Annotated in this window: 18 protein-coding genes and 1 other annotated feature; of the genes, 2 read left to right on the top strand and 16 right to left on the bottom strand. The window is 47.3% G+C overall.

Features of this window, described 5'->3' with window-relative positions; all coding sequences use genetic code 11:
• Positions 1–345: 345 nt before the first annotated feature.
• The 10 genes from MKY42_RS14365 to MKY42_RS14320 all read right to left on the bottom strand — a co-directional run bounded on the left by MKY42_RS14365 (position 346) and on the right by MKY42_RS14320 (position 11,736).
• Positions 346–1,362, bottom strand: coding sequence for a sugar kinase (locus MKY42_RS14365; RefSeq protein ID WP_179264998.1), 1,017 nt, complete (start codon positions 1,360–1,362; stop codon positions 346–348).
• A complete protein-coding gene (locus MKY42_RS14360; protein ID WP_090897182.1) occupies positions 1,355–2,107 on the bottom strand; it encodes a KDGP aldolase family protein in 753 nt (250 codons plus the stop codon). The genes MKY42_RS14365 and MKY42_RS14360 overlap by 8 nt, the downstream gene beginning before the upstream one ends.
• Positions 2,100–3,212: a DgaE family pyridoxal phosphate-dependent ammonia lyase gene (locus tag MKY42_RS14355; protein ID WP_339851931.1), complete on the bottom strand. Its 1,113-nt coding sequence runs from the start codon at positions 3,210–3,212 to the stop codon at positions 2,100–2,102. Before MKY42_RS14355 ends, MKY42_RS14360 begins: the two co-directional genes overlap by 8 nt.
• A complete protein-coding gene (locus tag MKY42_RS14350; RefSeq protein WP_179265000.1) occupies positions 3,190–4,290 on the bottom strand; it encodes an amidohydrolase/deacetylase family metallohydrolase in 1,101 nt (366 codons plus the stop codon). The genes MKY42_RS14355 and MKY42_RS14350 overlap by 23 nt, the downstream gene beginning before the upstream one ends.
• Positions 4,291–4,476: 186 nt before the next feature.
• Entirely contained in the window at positions 4,477–5,562 is a 1,086-nt protein-coding gene (asd, locus tag MKY42_RS14345) for an aspartate-semialdehyde dehydrogenase (RefSeq protein WP_063563527.1), read from the bottom strand.
• Between the two features lie 117 nt (positions 5,563–5,679).
• Positions 5,680–5,961 (bottom strand) — a binding site (T-box leader).
• A gap of 191 nt (positions 5,962–6,152) precedes the next feature.
• Entirely contained in the window at positions 6,153–6,998 is an 846-nt protein-coding gene (locus tag MKY42_RS14340) for a class I SAM-dependent methyltransferase (protein WP_179265001.1), read from the bottom strand.
• A 146-nt stretch (positions 6,999–7,144) separates the two neighbouring features.
• Positions 7,145–8,017, bottom strand: coding sequence for a UTP--glucose-1-phosphate uridylyltransferase GalU (gene galU / locus MKY42_RS14335; RefSeq protein ID WP_179265002.1), 873 nt, complete (start codon positions 8,015–8,017; stop codon positions 7,145–7,147).
• Between the two features lies 1 nt (position 8,018).
• Positions 8,019–8,456: a GtrA family protein gene (locus MKY42_RS14330; protein WP_090897167.1), complete on the bottom strand. Its 438-nt coding sequence runs from the start codon at positions 8,454–8,456 to the stop codon at positions 8,019–8,021.
• Positions 8,449–9,435, bottom strand: a complete 987-nt coding sequence (locus tag MKY42_RS14325) for a glycosyltransferase family 2 protein (protein ID WP_179265003.1) — start codon at positions 9,433–9,435, stop codon at positions 8,449–8,451. Before MKY42_RS14325 ends, MKY42_RS14330 begins: the two co-directional genes overlap by 8 nt.
• A 33-nt stretch (positions 9,436–9,468) precedes the next feature.
• Positions 9,469–11,736, bottom strand: coding sequence for a glycosyltransferase family 39 protein (locus MKY42_RS14320; RefSeq protein ID WP_179265004.1), 2,268 nt, complete (start codon positions 11,734–11,736; stop codon positions 9,469–9,471).
• Positions 11,737–11,939: 203 nt separating this feature from the next.
• On the opposite strand from MKY42_RS14320, the gene MKY42_RS14315 reads away from it, so the two are divergent.
• Together MKY42_RS14315 and MKY42_RS14310 are read left to right on the top strand one after the other, a co-directional pair.
• Positions 11,940–12,623, top strand: coding sequence for a response regulator transcription factor (locus MKY42_RS14315; RefSeq protein ID WP_090897159.1), 684 nt, complete (start codon positions 11,940–11,942; stop codon positions 12,621–12,623).
• Positions 12,623–14,149, top strand: coding sequence for a HAMP domain-containing sensor histidine kinase (locus MKY42_RS14310; RefSeq protein WP_090897156.1), 1,527 nt, complete (start codon positions 12,623–12,625; stop codon positions 14,147–14,149). The genes MKY42_RS14315 and MKY42_RS14310 overlap by 1 nt, the downstream gene beginning before the upstream one ends.
• 148 nt (positions 14,150–14,297) lie before the next feature.
• Here MKY42_RS14310 and MKY42_RS14305 read toward each other — a convergent pair whose 3' ends face one another.
• The 6 genes from MKY42_RS14305 to MKY42_RS14280 all read right to left on the bottom strand — a co-directional run bounded on the left by MKY42_RS14305 (position 14,298) and on the right by MKY42_RS14280 (position 18,480).
• On the bottom strand, positions 14,298–14,888 hold the full coding sequence (locus MKY42_RS14305) for a haloacid dehalogenase (protein WP_090897153.1): 591 nt from the start codon (positions 14,886–14,888) through the stop codon (positions 14,298–14,300).
• A 42-nt stretch (positions 14,889–14,930) separates the two neighbouring features.
• On the bottom strand, positions 14,931–15,506 hold the full coding sequence (locus MKY42_RS14300) for a GNAT family N-acetyltransferase (RefSeq protein ID WP_179265006.1): 576 nt from the start codon (positions 15,504–15,506) through the stop codon (positions 14,931–14,933).
• 40 nt (positions 15,507–15,546) lie between these two features.
• Positions 15,547–17,013 (bottom strand): S8 family serine peptidase, encoded by a 1,467-nt coding sequence (locus MKY42_RS14295; RefSeq protein WP_339851923.1) that lies wholly within the window; start codon positions 17,011–17,013, stop codon positions 15,547–15,549.
• 65 nt (positions 17,014–17,078) lie between these two features.
• Positions 17,079–17,429, bottom strand: a complete 351-nt coding sequence (locus tag MKY42_RS14290; protein ID WP_090897142.1) for a VOC family protein — start codon at positions 17,427–17,429, stop codon at positions 17,079–17,081.
• Complete coding sequence (locus MKY42_RS14285; protein ID WP_090897140.1) at positions 17,426–18,001, bottom strand: GNAT family protein; 576 nt, start codon at positions 17,999–18,001, stop codon at positions 17,426–17,428. The genes MKY42_RS14290 and MKY42_RS14285 overlap by 4 nt, the downstream gene beginning before the upstream one ends.
• A gap of 173 nt (positions 18,002–18,174) precedes the next feature.
• Positions 18,175–18,480, bottom strand: a complete 306-nt coding sequence (locus MKY42_RS14280; protein ID WP_064638752.1) for a hypothetical protein — start codon at positions 18,478–18,480, stop codon at positions 18,175–18,177.
• Positions 18,481–18,518 lie beyond the last annotated feature (38 nt).

Below are 18,518 nucleotides of genomic sequence, written 5' to 3'. Positions count from 1 at the left end.
AATCTACTTCTACTTTATAAAAGAAAAGTTTGCCGTTAATAAAAATACCGGAAATCTCATGAATTTACAATGTAATATTTACCATATCAGTTTTAACATCAAATTTTTATTACATATCCTCCATCTCCAATACACAAAGGACCTGCAATGAGTGACACTTTGAAGTAAAGTGCCTATCCTACAGATCCCCGTACACTCTATTTCCATTTTCCTCACACTAATTCACAAGGTATCACAACGATTTCAGAAAGCCCACAATTCTGGAGGATCGTACCGAGACCATGTTAATAAAGAAGAAGATCAGTATCTATCGCTCATACGTTCCAGGCATTTCCCACAAAAATATTACCTTGTTACATCACGCACGGTGCTGTTCCTCGCCTGTAGGATGTCTCCAGCGGAAGCCATCGGTGTATCACCTGCTACGGTATGCGCCAGCATTCCGGCTGTTGCAGCAAAAGAGATGGTCTCCTCTGGCATCCAAGCCTCCAGTTCACCATACATAATACCGCTTGCAAACGCATCGCCCGCGCCGATCCGGTCATAAACGGAAAAGGTCAACGGCTCGGAATAGGCGAACGCCCCTTCCTTGAACAGATAACCCTGTAGGCAGTGTCGGTTATCGCTGTATATGGTACGATGCGTTCCGGCAAGGGTACGCACGCCATACCGTTCAGCAACCACGGGAATGAGCTCATTCAGCTGCTCTTCCCTCTGTACTTTATCCGTATTCAGCCCCAGAATATGAAGAGCATCCCGCTCATTCATCAGGACAATATCTGACAAATGCAACATTTCCTCATAGTGTGGCTTCGCAGTGACATAACCCTGATCCCCCCATAGAGCGGGACGATAATTACAATCAAAAACAACTGTGCCGCCTTGTTCTTTGACCGCCTGTGCCAATTTTTTCATCGCCAGTCTCACCGAATCATTCATCGCCAGCGTGATTCCGCAGAAATGAATAGCATCCATGCCCGATGCAATTGTCGCAAAGGGATACGTGCCTTCTGAGGCAATATTAAAGCTGCTCTCCATCCGGTTAGAGTAGGTCACCCGCCCAGGTCTGGCCCCATAACCATTCTCCAGAAAATACATCCCGATATACTGCCCTCCGCGAAGCACATACTCGGTGCTCAGGCCCAGTCCGCGCAAATAGGATTCGGCGGCATCACCCAGCGGATTGACTGGAAGCCTCGACACCAGCAGGCCTGAGTATCCGTAACGTGTCATCGCCGATACTACATTGACCCCGCTGCCCGAAAAGGAGTATTTCAGCAGATTACTCTGAATCAACAGATCATGTCCCGGAACTTCAAGTCGCATCATGACTTCGCCAAAAGCCCCTACGCGTTTAACCATACTTCTTCGCCAGCATCTTCATTGATGCATATAACGACTGCACATCACGTACAAGGGTCAGACCCTCCTGATCAATAATGGAGGAATACACATGTGGAATAACCTGCGGAACCCCCGCCTCCAGTGCAATTTCGAGAATGGCTTCAAAATTATCCATATCTATGCCACCGGTAGGCTCTAGCGCAAAGTCTGCTTCAGCACACGCTTTCGCTACTGCTCGCAGCTCCTCTTCCCTTTTCAGACCCTGCATCGGGAAATACTTCAACGCATTGCCACCCATATCCCGCACCAATGCGATGGCAGCGTGCACAGGCACGACGGCAAGCTCGGATTGGGCAGCGCTCACTGGCCCCGTCGAAATATTGACAAAGCCCGGCTGACCTGTCGGGGAGACGAGACTGTTAATCCAGCTGTCCCGGTCTCCGAGATTTGCCCGTGTCGCACCGACTGCCGGAAATACCTGATTGATATGACTGCCCGGAAAATGTTTGACGATTTCGGCGACGACAGCAGCCTGCCGATTGTCTCCGGCACCCAGTCCAATTGAAACGGCATTGTCAATTTCACGGCCATAGGCTTCCATCGCCTCGACTGCTTCTGACACAGTAGCGTAATCCTTGGAAAGAACACCGACGAGAACATGGCCCTCAGCCGCATCAAAAACCTCTTTTGCATTCGTAATGTCCTTGGCAAGCACATTCAAAGCCACCCGATTGTTATAAAATCGTTTTGCGATCTCAGACATGTCCTTCTCCTCCTGTCAGCTGTCGAATTCGATCTTCAATGACACGCATGTCATCCCCCATCAACGGGCGTGGATCAATATCGAAATACCCCTGCCTTACGCCATAATCACGTGTATAAATGGCGATAGGTCCGCCCCTCAGCTCCTCATTGAGCTGTTTGGCACTGATCCCCGCCTTCGCCTCGTCGACCTGAATGCGCCCTCTGTAAATCGCTCGGCCCGCTTCGTCCTGAACGATCGATACCTGAATCCCGGCTATCTGATTGAGTGACATTAGCGCCTGCAAGGAATCCTTTTCCTGCTCACTATGGTCCGCTTTGACTGCATATTCATCCAAAGCCTGAAGCAAGCCAAACGTAGTTTCTTTACCAACCTTCATACTGCGCCCGATCCCGTGAAGCTGAACCTTCAACCATTCGATATAGGTTCGTTTACCTGCCACAATACCGGAAGTTGGGCCTTCAATGACCTTGGATCCGCTGTAAATGGCTAGATCCGAATACTTCACATATTTGTGCAGGTCCTCTTCCGCAGCCGCATCGACTATGAGGGGTACCTCGCACTTCTGGGCAACCTGCCAGGCTTCCTCTACGGAAATCATGTTTTTCTGTACCGCATGATGGGATTTGACGTACAGGATGGCAGCCGTTTTGTCGGAAACCGCATCCGCGATATGCTCAGCCCGACCTTCGTTGGCATATCCGGCTTCGATCAGCTTTCCACCACCAAGGTAAACCATCGTCTCCACAGGAGCTCCGTATTGTACATTGTGGCCTTTCAGCATAACAATTTCATTATTCGTGATTACTCCCTGATGCAGCTTCAAACTTGCGTGGCGTTTACCCTTTGTTACCATGGCAGCTACGGAGAGCGCGATGCCGCTTGAGGCGGAATTGACAACAACGGCCGCTTCGGCACCGATTAGACGGGACACATAATCCCCTGATTTGTCTACAAGGTCTGCGATTTCCACATAAGTCTGCCCACCTTGCTTCATGGCGTCCATGACTGTGTCCGTCGGTGCCGATACGCCGAGAATACTCATCCGGCCGCTGGCGTTGATAACACGTTTCAGTCCATATTTAACATTTAATGAATTGCTCACCCACAATCACTCCTTTTACTTCAATTTGACGGCTGGCTATCTTGCTTACGCCCTCGGAGTCCACAAGCGTTACAGGCTTGTCCACTACTTGAAAAAGAGTCAAATTGGCTTCATCACCTGCCTGAATCCTCCCCAGCTGCGGTCTGCGCAGCCACTCGGCTGCCCGTACGGTCACTCGATCTATCGTCTCGCTCAACGAGTAACCAAGTGCCAGAAACTTGCTTAACAGATTAGCCATGCTGTAGACCGGGCCGTTCAGGCGATTGCCCCTGTAAATATCCGTACTGATTGTGTCCGGGTCAATCCCATGCTGCTTGGCAGCTTCTGCAACCTGAAATGAAAAACTCGCTGTCCCATGTCCTACATCCAAATGCACCCCACGCTTGATGGCATCCTGCAATACTTCCAGCGGCGCGCCGCTATCATCGAACAAATTATTGCTTTTTCCATTCAAATAGTGAGTGACTACATCACCATCCTGTAAGATCGGCATCACCTCACGAATATCCGGTGGGGCTGATCCAATGTGAACCATAAGCGGCAGGCCTGTTTCCTGTGAAAACTCTCTTGCCAAATACAGCGGCTGCAGGCCGTTTTTGCCGACCACACTTCCACTGATTCTCGCTTTTAATCCCACGATGAACTCAGGATATGCCCGGGCAGCCTCTAGCACCTTGTCCCGATCAATCCAGTCCAGATTCGACAATTCGTCAGTACGCAGTAAGCCGAGTCGAGATATGTTCAAAAAGGCAAACAGCCGGGTAGCCGCCTTATGAGCGCTTATCGCCAGATCGCCAATTCGATCAGCCCCGCAGCTGCCTGCGTCCACAATTGTAGTAACGCCCTGCTTTACACCGATTTCATCCATATCGTCCCCATAAGGATCAAGCTCTGGAAAAGCATGTACATGCATGTCGATCCATCCGCTGGATACGTATGCTCCAGGCGACTCCCACATCCGATCTCCCGTTGCCGTTCCGCCAGGAGCGATCTTCACAATCCTGCCTTCATGGATAACCACATCCACCTCTTCACCGCTTGTAAGACGGACTCGACGCAATACCAGCTGACCGTCCATCACAATCCCCTTCCTGTTCTGGAATATTGGATTCACCTGTTCCTGCTTCATATGTATTGATATGAGAATACCCCTCTGTTCAACAAAAATAAATTCATCTTTCCAGATGCTCATACTCTTGTCTACTAAAAGGGGTAGCCTGTCAGTCATATTCTATTACTTCTATTCCTATTTCCACAATCCTGTTTATTTCGGCTGAATATATCCTTCAGCTTTGAGCAATTCAGCGATCAGTACAGCACCGCCTGCTGCTCCGCGCAGCGTGTTGTGAGACAGTCCTACAAACTTGTAATCATACAGGGAGTCTTCGCGCAGTCTGCCCGTAGAAACACCCATACCGCGCTCGATGTCACGATCCAGCTTCGTTTGGGGTCTGTTCTCTTCTTCGAAATACGTAATGAACTGTTTCGGTGCGCTTGGCAGACCCAGTTCTTGCGGACGACCTTTGAATTGCAGCCAACGGTCCAGAATTTCTTCTTTGGATGGTTTTTTCTCAAAGGATACAAAAACTGTCGCCAGGTGACCATCTGTTACCGGAACACGAATACATTGTGTTGTAATTAATGGGGACGACGCTTTTACAATCTCATTATTTTGAATGCTTCCCCAGATGCGAAGCGGCTCCTGTTCACTTTTCTCTTCCTCGCCACCGATGTATGGAATCACGTTATCCAGCATTTCCGGCCAGTCGGTAAAGTTTTTACCTGCGCCAGAGATCGCTTGGTATGTGGAAGCCACCACTTGAGTTGGATTGAACTCGCGCAACGCGTGGAGTGCAGGCACATAGCTCTGAATCGAGCAGTTTGGTTTAACTGCGATGAATCCGGTTTTGGTTCCGAGACGTTTGCGTTGAGCTTCAATCACGTCCAGATGTCCCGGGTTAATTTCTGGAATGACCATGGGTACATCCGCTGTCCAGCGATGAGCCGAGTTGTTGGAAACAACCGGAGTTCCCGTTTTGGCATAAGCCTCTTCGAGCGCTTGAATTTCATTCTTTTTCATATCTACAGCACAGAATATAAAATCAACCTGGCTCGCAAAAGCTTCCACTTGGGAAGCATCCTGCACAACGATGTTTTTCACGGCTTCCGGAATCGCAGCAGCGAGCTTCCATCTGCCTTGTACGGATTCTTCGTATGTTTTGCCTGCCGAGTTGGCACTTGCTGAAATAGCCGTTACTTCAAACCATGGGTGTTCATTGAGCAGATCCACAAAACGCTGACCTACCATCCCCGTTCCTCCGACGATACCGACTTTCAATTTTGCTGACATAAAATCATCATTTCCTTTCGGTGTGAGTTTCCTCTAATTAAACACTATTCAGGCATTTCCAAAGCGTGTAGCCAACATCCCGGAAAAACCAAAAAATCCCATCCCCAAGACAAAAGTCTCAGGGACGAGATTGTTACACTCGTGGTACCACCCAGATTCGCCAATATGTCGCCATACCAGCCTCTTCGAGTTAAGGATAACCGCACGCACTCCATCATGCCGCATCCGCATATACTCTCGCTCTGTAACAGGAGCTCCTGTCACACCATCCCTCGATCATGAAAGTTCCGATGTGCTGCTCTGAGTCTTTATTCAACAAAAAATTCTTTACCCCTTTTCAGCTGCCGGAGCTCTCTGTGAAAGAAACCTTTTATCTACTCATCTCTTCATCGCATTTGATATTGCGATTATAATATCAAAATTACCATCGTGAAGTAAACACATTTTTTTAGATCATGGAATTTATGCGTTTTCAGCGGAACTGAACAATTCAATTATCGCAACAAAAATTGCAGCTAAACGCGGTCTGTCTTCTGTGTAAGTACGTCGATAGACGTTTTTCTTATAAATTGCTGCAAATGGCTATTTCTTTACTGCTTTTTGGCAACCATCGCATACGTTCCCAGTGGACTCCCAGGCCCCGTCGCATGATGTGTCCTAAGTAATTTAAGTTCAGAAAGAAGGAGTGTTTTTACCTTGTCCGGGATCGGAAGCATTTGCAGTTCCACAGGCGCTTCTGCCAGTGTCATTTCGGTTTCCCAACGACCGTCCTGCAGCTCGGAAGAATGGATCGAAATCTCTTCCTTAATTGTCCAGCCCGCCGCAGAGACAAGCTCTTGGATATCCTCCGGTGTAAAAAGCGTACGCACATTGGAGAAGCTGTTCTCCTTGTAACACTCGACCTGGGACTGAATCAGAACGGATAACCAATGCGAGAGCTGGCTCACATCTGTAACTCGTGCATCCCATTCAGCGAAGCATAACTGATGTCCCCACGTCCTAACCTTGCTAAGAATCTGCGCGAGTTCATCAAATGATTTCAAATACCATGAACAATGGGAAAGTACGATCACATCAAACTCATTCTCGGCAAATTGAGCCTGATCACTTAGGATGTCAAACTCATAATCCATTCGAATTCGGTCACCCAGCGGAGATTTCAGCAGCTTGGCTGCTGCTTCCCCTACGGTCAGTGGTGCACCATAATCCTCTGGTGCAATATCTACACCATGAACGTACCCATGCTCCCCCACCAGATGTGCAAGCACGGCCGTTGTATCTCCCTGACCACAACCGATTTCCAGAACGCGGCTGCCTTCCTTGATTCCCCAAAAGAGTCCCAGTTTCAACCGATGCTCGGTCTGAATGTATTGAATGGCGGCGTTATCCTCCACGTCCATATAGTGAATAAGATCCCTGATGATAGTCTCACTCATGATTCCTCACTCCTCAAAGAGCAACTTGAACTTCCTGCCATTGTAGCGTGACAGGCATCATTGTACAAGGCTGGAGTCTATGACAGGACCATAGCACGGAGGAGCCCCACCTACAGCAGATCTAAACCTCTGCTACATATCAATCCCTATGCCCATTGGGTAGTAAGCTTCTGAAGATATGGTGTCAGCATGGGCTGTAGTTCCTTACGCATCAGTCCAATCTCCAGGATGGCCTGAATATATCCGAACTGATCACCAATATCGTAGCGGCGTCCTTCCAGCTCAAGGGCCAGTAATTCCTCCACCTGGCTTACTTCTTTCAACGCATCCGTTAGCTGATATTCCCCTCCAGCACCTCTCTCAATTCGATCGAGAATAGGAAAGATGGAAGGTTTCAGAATGTAACGTCCCATCACAGCTGTTCGGGAGGGCGCTTCTGCAATGGAAGGTTTCTCTACCAGATTGGTGATCCGGTGAACCCGTTCCTCTGCCCCTTGTGAATCGATAATCCCGTATTTACTCACGTCAGCAGGTTGCACCTGCCGCACGCCAACAATCTGGCTGCCTGTCTTTTCATATAAATGAATCATCTGTGCGAGCGCCGGTGGATCTGACACCATAATATCATCACCAAGCAGTACGGCAAATGGATCATCTCCCACAAACTGACGAGCACATCCAATCGCATGGCCTAATCCAAGCGGCTCTTTTTGACGGATAAAATGAATACTCGCCATTTCGCTGATCGCTTGCACTTCTTCCAATAGCGCTTGCTTGCCTTTGGCGTACAGGGAATGCTCCAATTCAACCGATTTGTCAAAATGATCTTCGATTGATTTTTTATTGCGTCCGGTTACGATGATAATATTTTCAATGCCCGATTGTACCGCTTCTTCCACAATGTATTGGATGGCCGGTTTGTCCACTATCGGCAGCATTTCTTTGGGTTGTGCCTTGGTTGCAGGCAAGAATCGGGTGCCAAGCCCCGCTGCCGGAATGACTGCTTTTTTAATTCTCATATTATGAAATACTCCTTTCATTAGCATCAGATGAAGGGTCAGATCCTTGAACAGGCTCAGCCCGGAACACCCAATACCGACTGGCGATATAGTTTATAACCATGCCCGAGAGAGTCGCCAGTATTTTACTCATGACAACGCTCCAACCTAATGTGCTATTGCAGATGTACAGAATCAGAGAGGATAACGCCAGAACAACTAGATTGGTAATTACAAAACGTATGATTTCGTTTTTTTTGCCCTGTCTTCCCGCATTCTGAAAGGTCCATCTGCCGTTCCACCAGTAACTGTTCACGACCCCACAGCTATACGAGATCACCTGGGCAATTAGAGCATGTGCGCCTGCGGCAGCGAGCAGCGTGAATACCATCGCATCCACTGCCGTATTCAGGACACCCACAATTCCGAACTTAAATATAGTGACCAACCGATTAGTCATGATGAGCAACTCTGCCCGTTAACCGTGACTGACTCGACTGACTTTCCACCTGATACACATCTCTTATGATATAGAGCGGACGCGCCTTCGTTTCATCATAGATTCGGCCAACATACTCGCCAAGAATGCCCAGCATGACCAATGTGAAGCCGTTAAAAATCAGCATGATGCTGACCATTGAAGGCCATCCTTTGATCGTTGAATCGGTAAATATCGCTGAAGCGATGACACTTAGCATATAGATGAAGCCTCCGATGGATAAAACAGCTCCCACGTAACCTGCAAGCTTGAGCGGTTTGTGTGAGAATGAGGTGATGCCGTCCAGACTCAGCTTCAGCATGCGTTTTAGCGGGTATTTGGTCTCCCCTGCCAAGCGTTCATCCCGTTCATACTCAATGGCCGTCTGACGGAATCCCACCCAACTGACCAGACCGCGGACAAATCGATTTTTTTCAGGAAGACGTTTCATCTCATCACATACCTTGCGATCAATCAAACGGAAATCCCCCGTGTCCACTGGAATATCCGTATCCGTCGACGCACGCAGTACACGATAGAAAAGGCTTGCCGACCATTTCTTGAAGCGGGTCTCCCCGCTTCGTCTGGTCCGACGGGCATAGACAACCTCATAGCCCTCTTTCCACATGGCGATCATGTCCAATATCAGCTCGGGAGGGTCCTGAAGATCCGCATCAATAATGACGACTGCATCGCCTGCTGCATAATCCATCCCTGCCGTAATTGCGATCTGGTGACCGAAGTTGCGTGCAAAATCAATCAGCTTCACACTCTCGTCCCAACGGGCGTAGTCACGGATCATCTGTGCACTTTGGTCCACGCTGCCGTCGTTGACAAAGAGAAGCTCGTAGCTCTCTCCCGTGCTGCCCATGACTTTTTTCAAACGACGATAGGTTTCCTCAATCACCGCTTCTTCGTTATACATTGGAATGATAATGCTATAACGGCACTTTTGAGCCATGTTCGTTCCCTCCCTTGTACCATTTGATCACGCTTATAATTTCACTTCATATAAAGTGGTTTGACCACCGAAACCGAAACCGGAACCCGAACCGCTATCCGTACCTGTCTTCCACTCTGACGTTGGAATTTCGGTACCATGCTCCTTGATCCAGTCACCGATATCCGAACTGCCACCTCGGCCGCCCATGCCACCTACCATGAAGTATTTCACCTGTCCACTCTTCACGAGTTGTTCCAGTTTTTCCGGGGTATACACCGGATCTGAGCCGGAGAATCCGCCAAGCGTAATGACTGCTTCATTCTCATCGATGATATATGGGGCTGCCTGGTTATAGTCCGTTGTTGCAAAGAGATAGGTTTCACCTGTGTTATGCTCTCTCAGATAATTCAGTGTTGTGATGTCCACTTCTTCGTTGCGGTTTCCCGCTCCACCTCGACCACCTGTCGTCGGCAAGCCTCCTCCGCCATTCATGTTTCCGCCTGAATTCGGAGGTGTTCCCATGCCCGCATTGTTCGGGTCAGCTTCATCGGACGATGGAAAAGCCTGATCGGTGTTGGTGTCATTTGATGTATTCGGCTGAGCCATACCCATACCGCCACCATTGCGATCACCTTGTCTATCTCCCATCGCCATGCCCATTCCGCCGAACATCCCATTGGAACCTGTCGGTCCAGCCGCCGGAATCATGCTGTTGCCTCCATACGTGATAGGGGTAAAGGCCCAATAGGTCGGACCGATCAGCATGACCATGAAGCCTGCGATAATCAAACCCTGTTTCCATGGATGTGAACGATTAAGCATCACAATCAGGATAACCGTAATCAGAATGCCTGCAATTAATTCAGCTATAGACCAAGCTGCCCCGATAGTTTCGTTATACACCTGCATGATATACCAGCCGAAGATGGTCGTAAGCAGTACGGATATCGGAAGCAGCCAGGCTTGCCAGCCATGGCGTTCACGGTACGCCGTCCACATGGCTGCAAATCCTGCTCCGGTTAATGCCGCTACTGGAGGGGCGAGCATAATCAGATAATATTGATGGAAGAAACCAGCCACACTGAAGAAAGCAGCTACCGGAAGCAGCCAGGCCAGCCAGAACAAAGCTTCCTTATGCTTCTCGGTTATATTTCTCCGTTTTAACCCTGCAAATATGGCGATGCAGCCAAGCAATACCATCGGCAAAAGCCAACTGGCCTGACCGGACAGTTCGGTCTGGAATAACCGCAAAGGACCTTTCTCCCCGGTGCCAAACATGCCGCCCATGCCACCACCGCCGCCATTACCACCACCGAAATTTCTTCCATTAGGCATCTCGCCACCGTTAGGCATCTGACCACCCGGGAAAGTCATTCCATTCATGCCACCCATTTCACCATTTCCCGGTGCATTGCCTGTTGGAGCCGAGCCGCTGGCCGAATGATCAGATGCTGAGGTCTGGGAAGCTGCGTTGCCACGGGCCTTGCCTTCATCGGAGGCGTTTGGCATGCCAGCATTCGCTGATCTGTTCTGTTGCCCTGTGAGACGGGATAAGCCGTTATATCCAAAAGCCAACTCCAGCACTGAATTGGTTTCACTGCTGCCGATATAAGGCCGTTCATCTGTAGGTATTGAATCCACGGTGACTGCCCAGGATAAGGAAACGACTGCCAGCACCGCCGTACTTCCGATCAGCAGAATGATTTTTCTTCTCCACTTTGCATTGAATGCAAGCAGATAGAACAAGTAGAAAGCCGGAAGAATCATATAGGCTTGCAGCATTTTCATATTAAAAGCAAGCCCAATGAGTGCAAAGGCAACCAGGATACGCCATGTACTGCCTTGCTTGCTTCCCTTGAACAAAAACCATGAACCCAGCAGCAATGTGAATACCAGCATGCTGTCAATATTGTTGGTGCGGCTGACTGCTGCCACAACAGGAACAGTCGCCATTGCAAGTGCCGAGATTCGCGCTGCGGCAAGACCAAATGTAGGCTTGACCATGAAATATATCAGCAGCACCGAACCGATCCCCGCTAACGCTTGCGGTAAAATAACACTCCATCCATGCAATCCAAAAACGTAAGCAAAAGCGGTTTGAATCCAGAAGACAACCGGTGGTTTGTCTACGGTTACCGAACCAGCCGAGTCAAGCGATGCATAGAAAAAGTTATGGAAATTCCTCAGCATGCTCCCGACGGCGGTCGTATAATAGGAATTGGCATATTGGTCGTTCCAGATGCCATACCCGTTCAGAAATGCCGCCAGTAAAACAATCGGCAGAAGGACAAGGTCAATCCTTCGTTTGGCGTTATTCAATCTCAATCACTCCTTCAAATTCTTCATGTCTACTATTGTGACAGGCCAAAATAAAACTGGGATGAGTGCCCGCTGAATGTTGCCTGAGGATAACTTGCAAACTTTTCAGCTAATTTTCAGTTTGGCGAGCGATAATACAGCATATAGACCTCTAGAATTGAGGGTATGTAATTGATGGATTTAACGGGAGGGAACGCCTGCTTATGAAGCTAAGTACTGGCATTAAAATACTATTGGCCGATGATGAACCACATATTTTGCAATTTCTGGAGCTAGGACTAAGCAACGAAGGATTTGACGTACGTACGGCCCCGGATGGAGCCGCTGCGCTTGAATTGGCACTCGACTTTCGTCCACATATGGCCATTCTGGATGTCATGATGCCCGAGATGGATGGGTTTGAGGTTGTTGAGCGTCTGCGCAAGAGCGGGGCTCACGTCGGGGTGATCATGCTGACAGCCAAAGATGAAGTCGAAAATCGGGTAAAAGGCCTATGGCTTGGTGCTGACGATTATATGATTAAGCCTTTTGCGTTCGATGAACTGCTTGCACGGATTCAGGCAAGGCTGCGTAATCAGTTTCCTTTATTAATAGGGGCTGTGACTCATGGCCCATTCCGAATTGATGATCAACGCAAAGAGATTACCTATCACGATCAGATTCTGGAGTTATCTCCAACCGAATATGAACTATTAAAATTCATCGTGCTCAATCATGGTATTGTCCTGAGTAAAGCGACCATTCTGAACCGCGTGTGGGGATATGATTTTGGTGGAGAAGAGAATATTGTGGAGGTGTACGTCCGCTCCTTGCGTGACAAACTGGGGGATAAAGAACATAAGCTCATTCGTACACTTCGAGGTGTCGGATACAGGGTGGATCTCTGATGGTCTCTCTATTAAAGAAAGATAAACATCTTTGGACATGGCTGCATCAATGGATATCGCCACGTTCGCTCCGCTCTCAATTACTTGCACGCTCCCTGTTCATTCTGGCTGCTCTGCTATTGTTAATTGGCATTCTTCAATTCTGGATTATGGAAAGCTTTCTGTATCGCAACCAGGCGAAAACCATGGAAGAGCAGCTCATGTCCATGCCTCCTGTGTGGCTCGGATCGTCTTCACGAAGTGGTGCGACAAACAATCCTTTTGGCGGGCAATCCGGATCAGATCCAAGAGGATCAGGCAATCGTTTCTTATACATTCCTGATCGTTCACTGGCTTTATTTGATAATCAAAGTGGCTTCGAGGATATTTTTGGTGAAGACGGTCTGACAGCTCCTCGCTTGACGTCAGTTGAATATCAGAACATTACAGATCGGATCAACGATAAACAGCATGTTCCGTACCGGATTGTAACGGATAATCAAGGCAATGAGCAGCTAATCGTCTTCTCTTCGCCTGGACCGCGTAATCGCGGCTTACCCATGGTGCAGATGGGCACGGCTACGAAACCGCTAAAAGATCTGATTGTGAAACAGCTTCTGATCTTCTTGATGTTATCCCTGCTGGCTATGATGGCCGGACTCGTTCTATACGCCAAAGCACTTCGCCGGACGTTAATTCCATTGTCCAGTATGGTAGATACGGTGCAACGAATCGATGCAGGCAGCCTGGCTGAACGTCTTCCTTCTGTCCAGGGACAACAGGAAGTGGATCAGCTGGCGCTTTCATTTAACGGCATGCTTGAGAGGCTGGAAGACTCGTTTGAAGCAGAACGGGAGTCAAAAGAACAGATGCAGCGTTTTCTGTCCGATGCTTCCCATGAACTACGTACCCCTCTTACCTCCATTCACGGATTTATTGAGGTGCTCCAGCGTGGCGCAGCCTCCAACAGCGAGCAATTATATAGCGCACTGAACAGCATGTATGGTGAATCGGTGCGGATTAACAAACTTGTAGAAGATCTGCTGATGCTGACCAAGCTGGATCAGGCGCCTCACCAGGAGCAGGAAGTCATCCAACTTGACAGTCTGCTGCTCGAAATGCAGCCACAGTTGATCATGATGGCTCAGGAAAGACAGGTTCATCTCGACCTGACCGCTGAAGTTCATGTAATGGCCGATGCTCACAAATTAAAACAGGTTGTACTCAATCTGTTCCACAATGCAGTGCAGCACACCGATTCAGATCGGGGAACCATCAGTATTTCGTTGTATGCCGCTCAGCATAAAGCCGAGTTAACCGTCAAAGATAACGGCTCTGGGATTGAACCGGAACATCTCCCTCATATCTTTGAACGCTTCTATCGCACAAGCTCTTCCCGTTCCAGAAAACAAGGAGGCGCGGGTCTAGGGCTTGCCATTACCCGTTCGATTGTGGAATCGTATGGCGGGAAAATAACAGTGCGCAGCCAATTAGGAGCAGGAACGGAATTTACGATTTTGCTGCCTTTGGTCAAGAGCGAAGCCTAGCTAAACGAGGCTTGTAAGACGACGCTTTCGGTTTTATTGCGGCACTTATCGCATGCTAAATAACCTTTTCATTTCTGCGGAGAAATGAAAAGGTTATTTGTTTGTTATTGGATTGGTGGAATGGTGAACAGTGCCTTTGTATCAAGGGTTATCGTGGGTATGCGAGCCATTCGTCAATTTCAGCAATCCATTGATGCTGTTCATCAGCAAGTAATGTTTCCCATCCCAGCTCAGCAGCAGGCTTCAAATTTTTAGCCTGATCATCCACATATATAATACGTACATCCCTGTCTAGATGAGATTGTACAAGTTCATATATCTCTATATTGGGCTTGCAATATCCGACCTGATTGGAAATGGTTATGCTCTTGCAATACGGCTGGATCAACGGCAAAATAGCTTGAATCCATTCATGACAATGATTGCTCAAGAGATGAAGTTCTGCCAGCTCGCTCCATCGTTCAAGACAATGCATGGCAGGTAGCAACTCTGTTGTGTGATCAAGCAATTCATAGGCATACATCTTATCCATCTTGGGATATTGGGTTTGCATCCAGATCCAGAACTGCTCCTCCGTCAACCTTCCTGTCCACAAATCCTTACGTATAGCACTCAATTGCTCGATTAAAACAGGAAAAGGCGTACCTGCATACCTAGCAAGCTCCTGCCAGAATGAAGAGGAAAGATTGGTGATCAGAACACCGGCCAGATCTAAAACAAGTTGGGGTTTGGAATCCATGGGATCACTCCTGTGCAGTCATCTTGATTCATTACTGTAGGGTTATCGTGGGTGCTTCAACAGTTGGTAATGGTTGTACGGTTCATTCTCGATTTCAATCCTATTCAGATATTCAAACTTGCATTTCTGTATTACCTTGCTGGATGCCTGATTCGTTAATAAAGCGATGGCATTCAATACTTCAACGTTTGTATTTTCAAATAAATACTGCGTTATTCCTTGTACTGCCTGCGTTGTAAAACCACGGTTCCGGAAGTGTTTCGAAATGCCGTACATAATCTCCCGATTGGGCGCTGGCAGTTCATCCTTGATCCCCGAGCAGCACCATCCGATGAACTCATCATTTTCTTTGAGCACAATAGCCAACCGTAAACAGAGGTTTCCGATGTCTCCTCCGGCCAAAACAGCTTGTTTAAAATTCTGATTCTCAGGGATTTCGTACTGAGTGAGCCAAAGGGCTCTCTCTTCAACTGTCGCATTCCAACCCGGCAAAAATTCGTAAACCTCCGGTTGCCAGGTGATTTCCTGCAATTTCTGCAAATCCTCAGGTCGATACTCACGCAAATAGATATCTTTGCAATCAATGATTAATTCATCACTTTGTATAATTTGTTTCATATATGCCTCTTTTCATTGCTTTTATTGGTTTATTGAGAACCTAATTTTCTTTACAATATAAGGCCGTGTACCATTGCCATAAGGACAATGCGTTGGCTGTTATGGAGTCAGGATCTTGCGTTTTTTCAAGTTGGGGGAAATACTCTGGGTATTGAGCCATATATTCGCTGACACACCATCGAACTGACCAATTGATATCTGTCGCCCAGTTCATCCAATTATGTATTTCCTCCTTTGGAGCATTTTGCAATAACCCATGCATATACCACCCCCTTACGCCACCTTCTTTTTCATGCAATAAGCACTCCCAATAAAACTGCCGCTCTTGTTCGTTCATTGGTTCACGGAGGGTTGATACCGCAATTTTACGAACAATAGGGGACGAATCCTCAGTGAAATCCCATAACTCTTCTCGTGATAATACATTACTCCGAACTAGCATAGTTAACGCAAGCGCTCTTTCAATCTCATCCACCGAATGAATACCCATAAAGGGGTTTTCAATACTTGTAATTAGTAAAGTATTTGGTATGTACATTGGCCCATCAGCAGTTTTCAGATAACGTATCGTATTAGCAACATTAATTCTCGGAGCAGGGTTATCGTAACTCTCAAATGTGTCACCATGCTCAACCAAGGCGCGCCTCAACATATCGGAACTTAGTTCCGGAAATTGAGAGAACAAATGGGCGGCAACACCAGCGACAAGCGCAGCAGCTCCAGATGTTCCTCCATAATAAGATACACTGCGATCACGTTCTTCCATTTTATAAGAAGGAATTGTAAGATGTAGTCTGGGTGCCAAAATATCGGGTCTGAAGTGACCGTCTCCATTTCTGCCATAAGGTTCATCCGGGAAAGAAACATGTGATGAACGATCAGCCTTTCCACGATCAACGTAGCCACCAACCGCTAAATACTGTATTGGCGGCATAACGTTATTTAAACGTGTATTTCCATTCGAGCAAATAACCAGAATCCCCTGTTGAACGGCTGAATCCAGTGCTTTTACTGTCGAGTTTTCTCTCGTATTCTGAAGATGAACTTCATTATCTAATGCCTGCCAACCCGTGCTTAGAATAATTTTTATATTCCAGTCGATTCCATGTTCAAGGATCCAGTCGATTCCTTTTTTCAGACGTTCTCCTTCTCCTGCTGTAAATGCTCCATGATCAAGAACGATAAATGTGGCCGCTGGTGCAATTCCGATATGTGTCATTCCCTCTAATCGGATTGGCTCATGGGCCAAAGCCAGCACACTCATAAGACCATGCTCACCTTTAAGGTGATCTTCCTCCCCGTTATTAGTTGAAATGTCCTTCATGGTGACGGTCAGATTTTCATGTACGGTAACACATTTAATTCGAGTATTTAAGTGATTTATGAGATGATGTGGCTTGATTGAATCAATAATTACGATCCCTACTCCCTGACCTGAAGTATGAAAATCAGGCTGTTCAGAAAAACCTAACCTTTTCCATGTTGGATCGGGTATTGCTCTATCCACACGATCACCTCAGATTTGGATATTATTAAAACAATTTCACCTCTTGCACATTGTCAGTATCCTAACTAACATTTGCATACCATCAACCAATTCCCGTCTGGATCTTGAAAATTAAACCATTGTTCATGTTCTATTGGTGTTCTTATATTTACATTTTTGGAGTGCATAAACGCATAGGCTTCCTCAATGTTGAGTGTATCAAAATGAAATGCCGGGGTTTTAAATGTATGATCCTCTGAATAAATTTTGCTATCTAGCACAATACGTGTTCCATTCATCGGAATAATGTACAGATGACCAAATAAAATCTCCCCGTCAACAGGCAATCCTAATATATCGCAATACCACTCACGTGCCTTTTCAATATCACGAACAGGAATAAACACCGTACTGATCTGATTTAAAATAGGGCTCACGCCAGTCCCCCCTTATCAATAAACTCGTCTTTGGTTAATCCGAACAGGATCATATCCTGGTATTTTCCATCGGTATAAATCACCTGACGACGCACGCCCTCCTGTACACATCCAAGCTTTCTCATCATGGCTGCGGAAGGTTCATTGCCTTCGAGAACAGAATCATTGAATTTATTAAGCCTACGCTCGAAAAAGGCATATTTGAGCAAAATTCGAATGGCTCTCGTCCCGTATCCTTTTCCGCGATGATCCCTGTCAATTTGAATTCCAATGCTAAAGGTACCATTCCGCTCATCGATGCTGTTCAGGTTCAGGCCCCCGACATTCTCACCATCCATATTTTCAATCGTGAACATGATCCGTCCCCTGTCTAGAGAAAAATCGGAGAAGGCTTCCGTAAATTTCTTCGCCTCAGCATTCGTAGGTGGCAGTTCTACCTCACATTCCAGTAAACGACGAGCGGGTGAATCAAACCGGTTATAATAATGATCCTCCCAATCTTCCTCACGCAAAGCACGTAATCGAACCTTATCATCCTGCCAAAAATAATCGCTATAGTTAATCTCTCTCATTCTGATATCCCTCGCTTGGCCATGAATTGTTATCAATTTAATATGAGCTACGCCTATGATAACCCATATTGTGGAATTTGAGGAGAATTGTTTTCATCAACGATACAACTAAAAATAGCCCCCGGACAGGAAAATCCTGCCGAAGGCTATCATCTATTTTATATAATACGTCTTTACGATTCTTCTTCTTCCGGGTATTGAGGCTTGGTTACATTATCGGGAACCGTTTCATCGTAAACGTCCTGACCGGGATAATCCCGAACTTCCCCTTCGTGCAGCTCATGATTTTCATAATCGAAACGATGTGCGGTCCTTTGATCCACTCGCCATGGCGAGCTTTTGCCAAGAGATTCAGACATTAGAGATGAGCCGTAAGGACCTTCAGGGAACTCTTCGAGTGTGATATCATTTCGCTGCGACTCCACCGTGGACACATCGGTATATTCTTGCCTTTCTTCTTGCAAAAATTTATCCTTCATCGTTCGTCCCTCCATATCTGCTTCGTGGTGATCAAAGC

It is taken from the genome of Paenibacillus sp. FSL W7-1088, from assembly GCF_037969855.1.
In the GTDB taxonomy this organism is placed as follows: domain Bacteria; phylum Bacillota; class Bacilli; order Paenibacillales; family Paenibacillaceae; genus Paenibacillus.
This window is presented reverse-complemented; position numbering and strand designations above follow the sequence as displayed.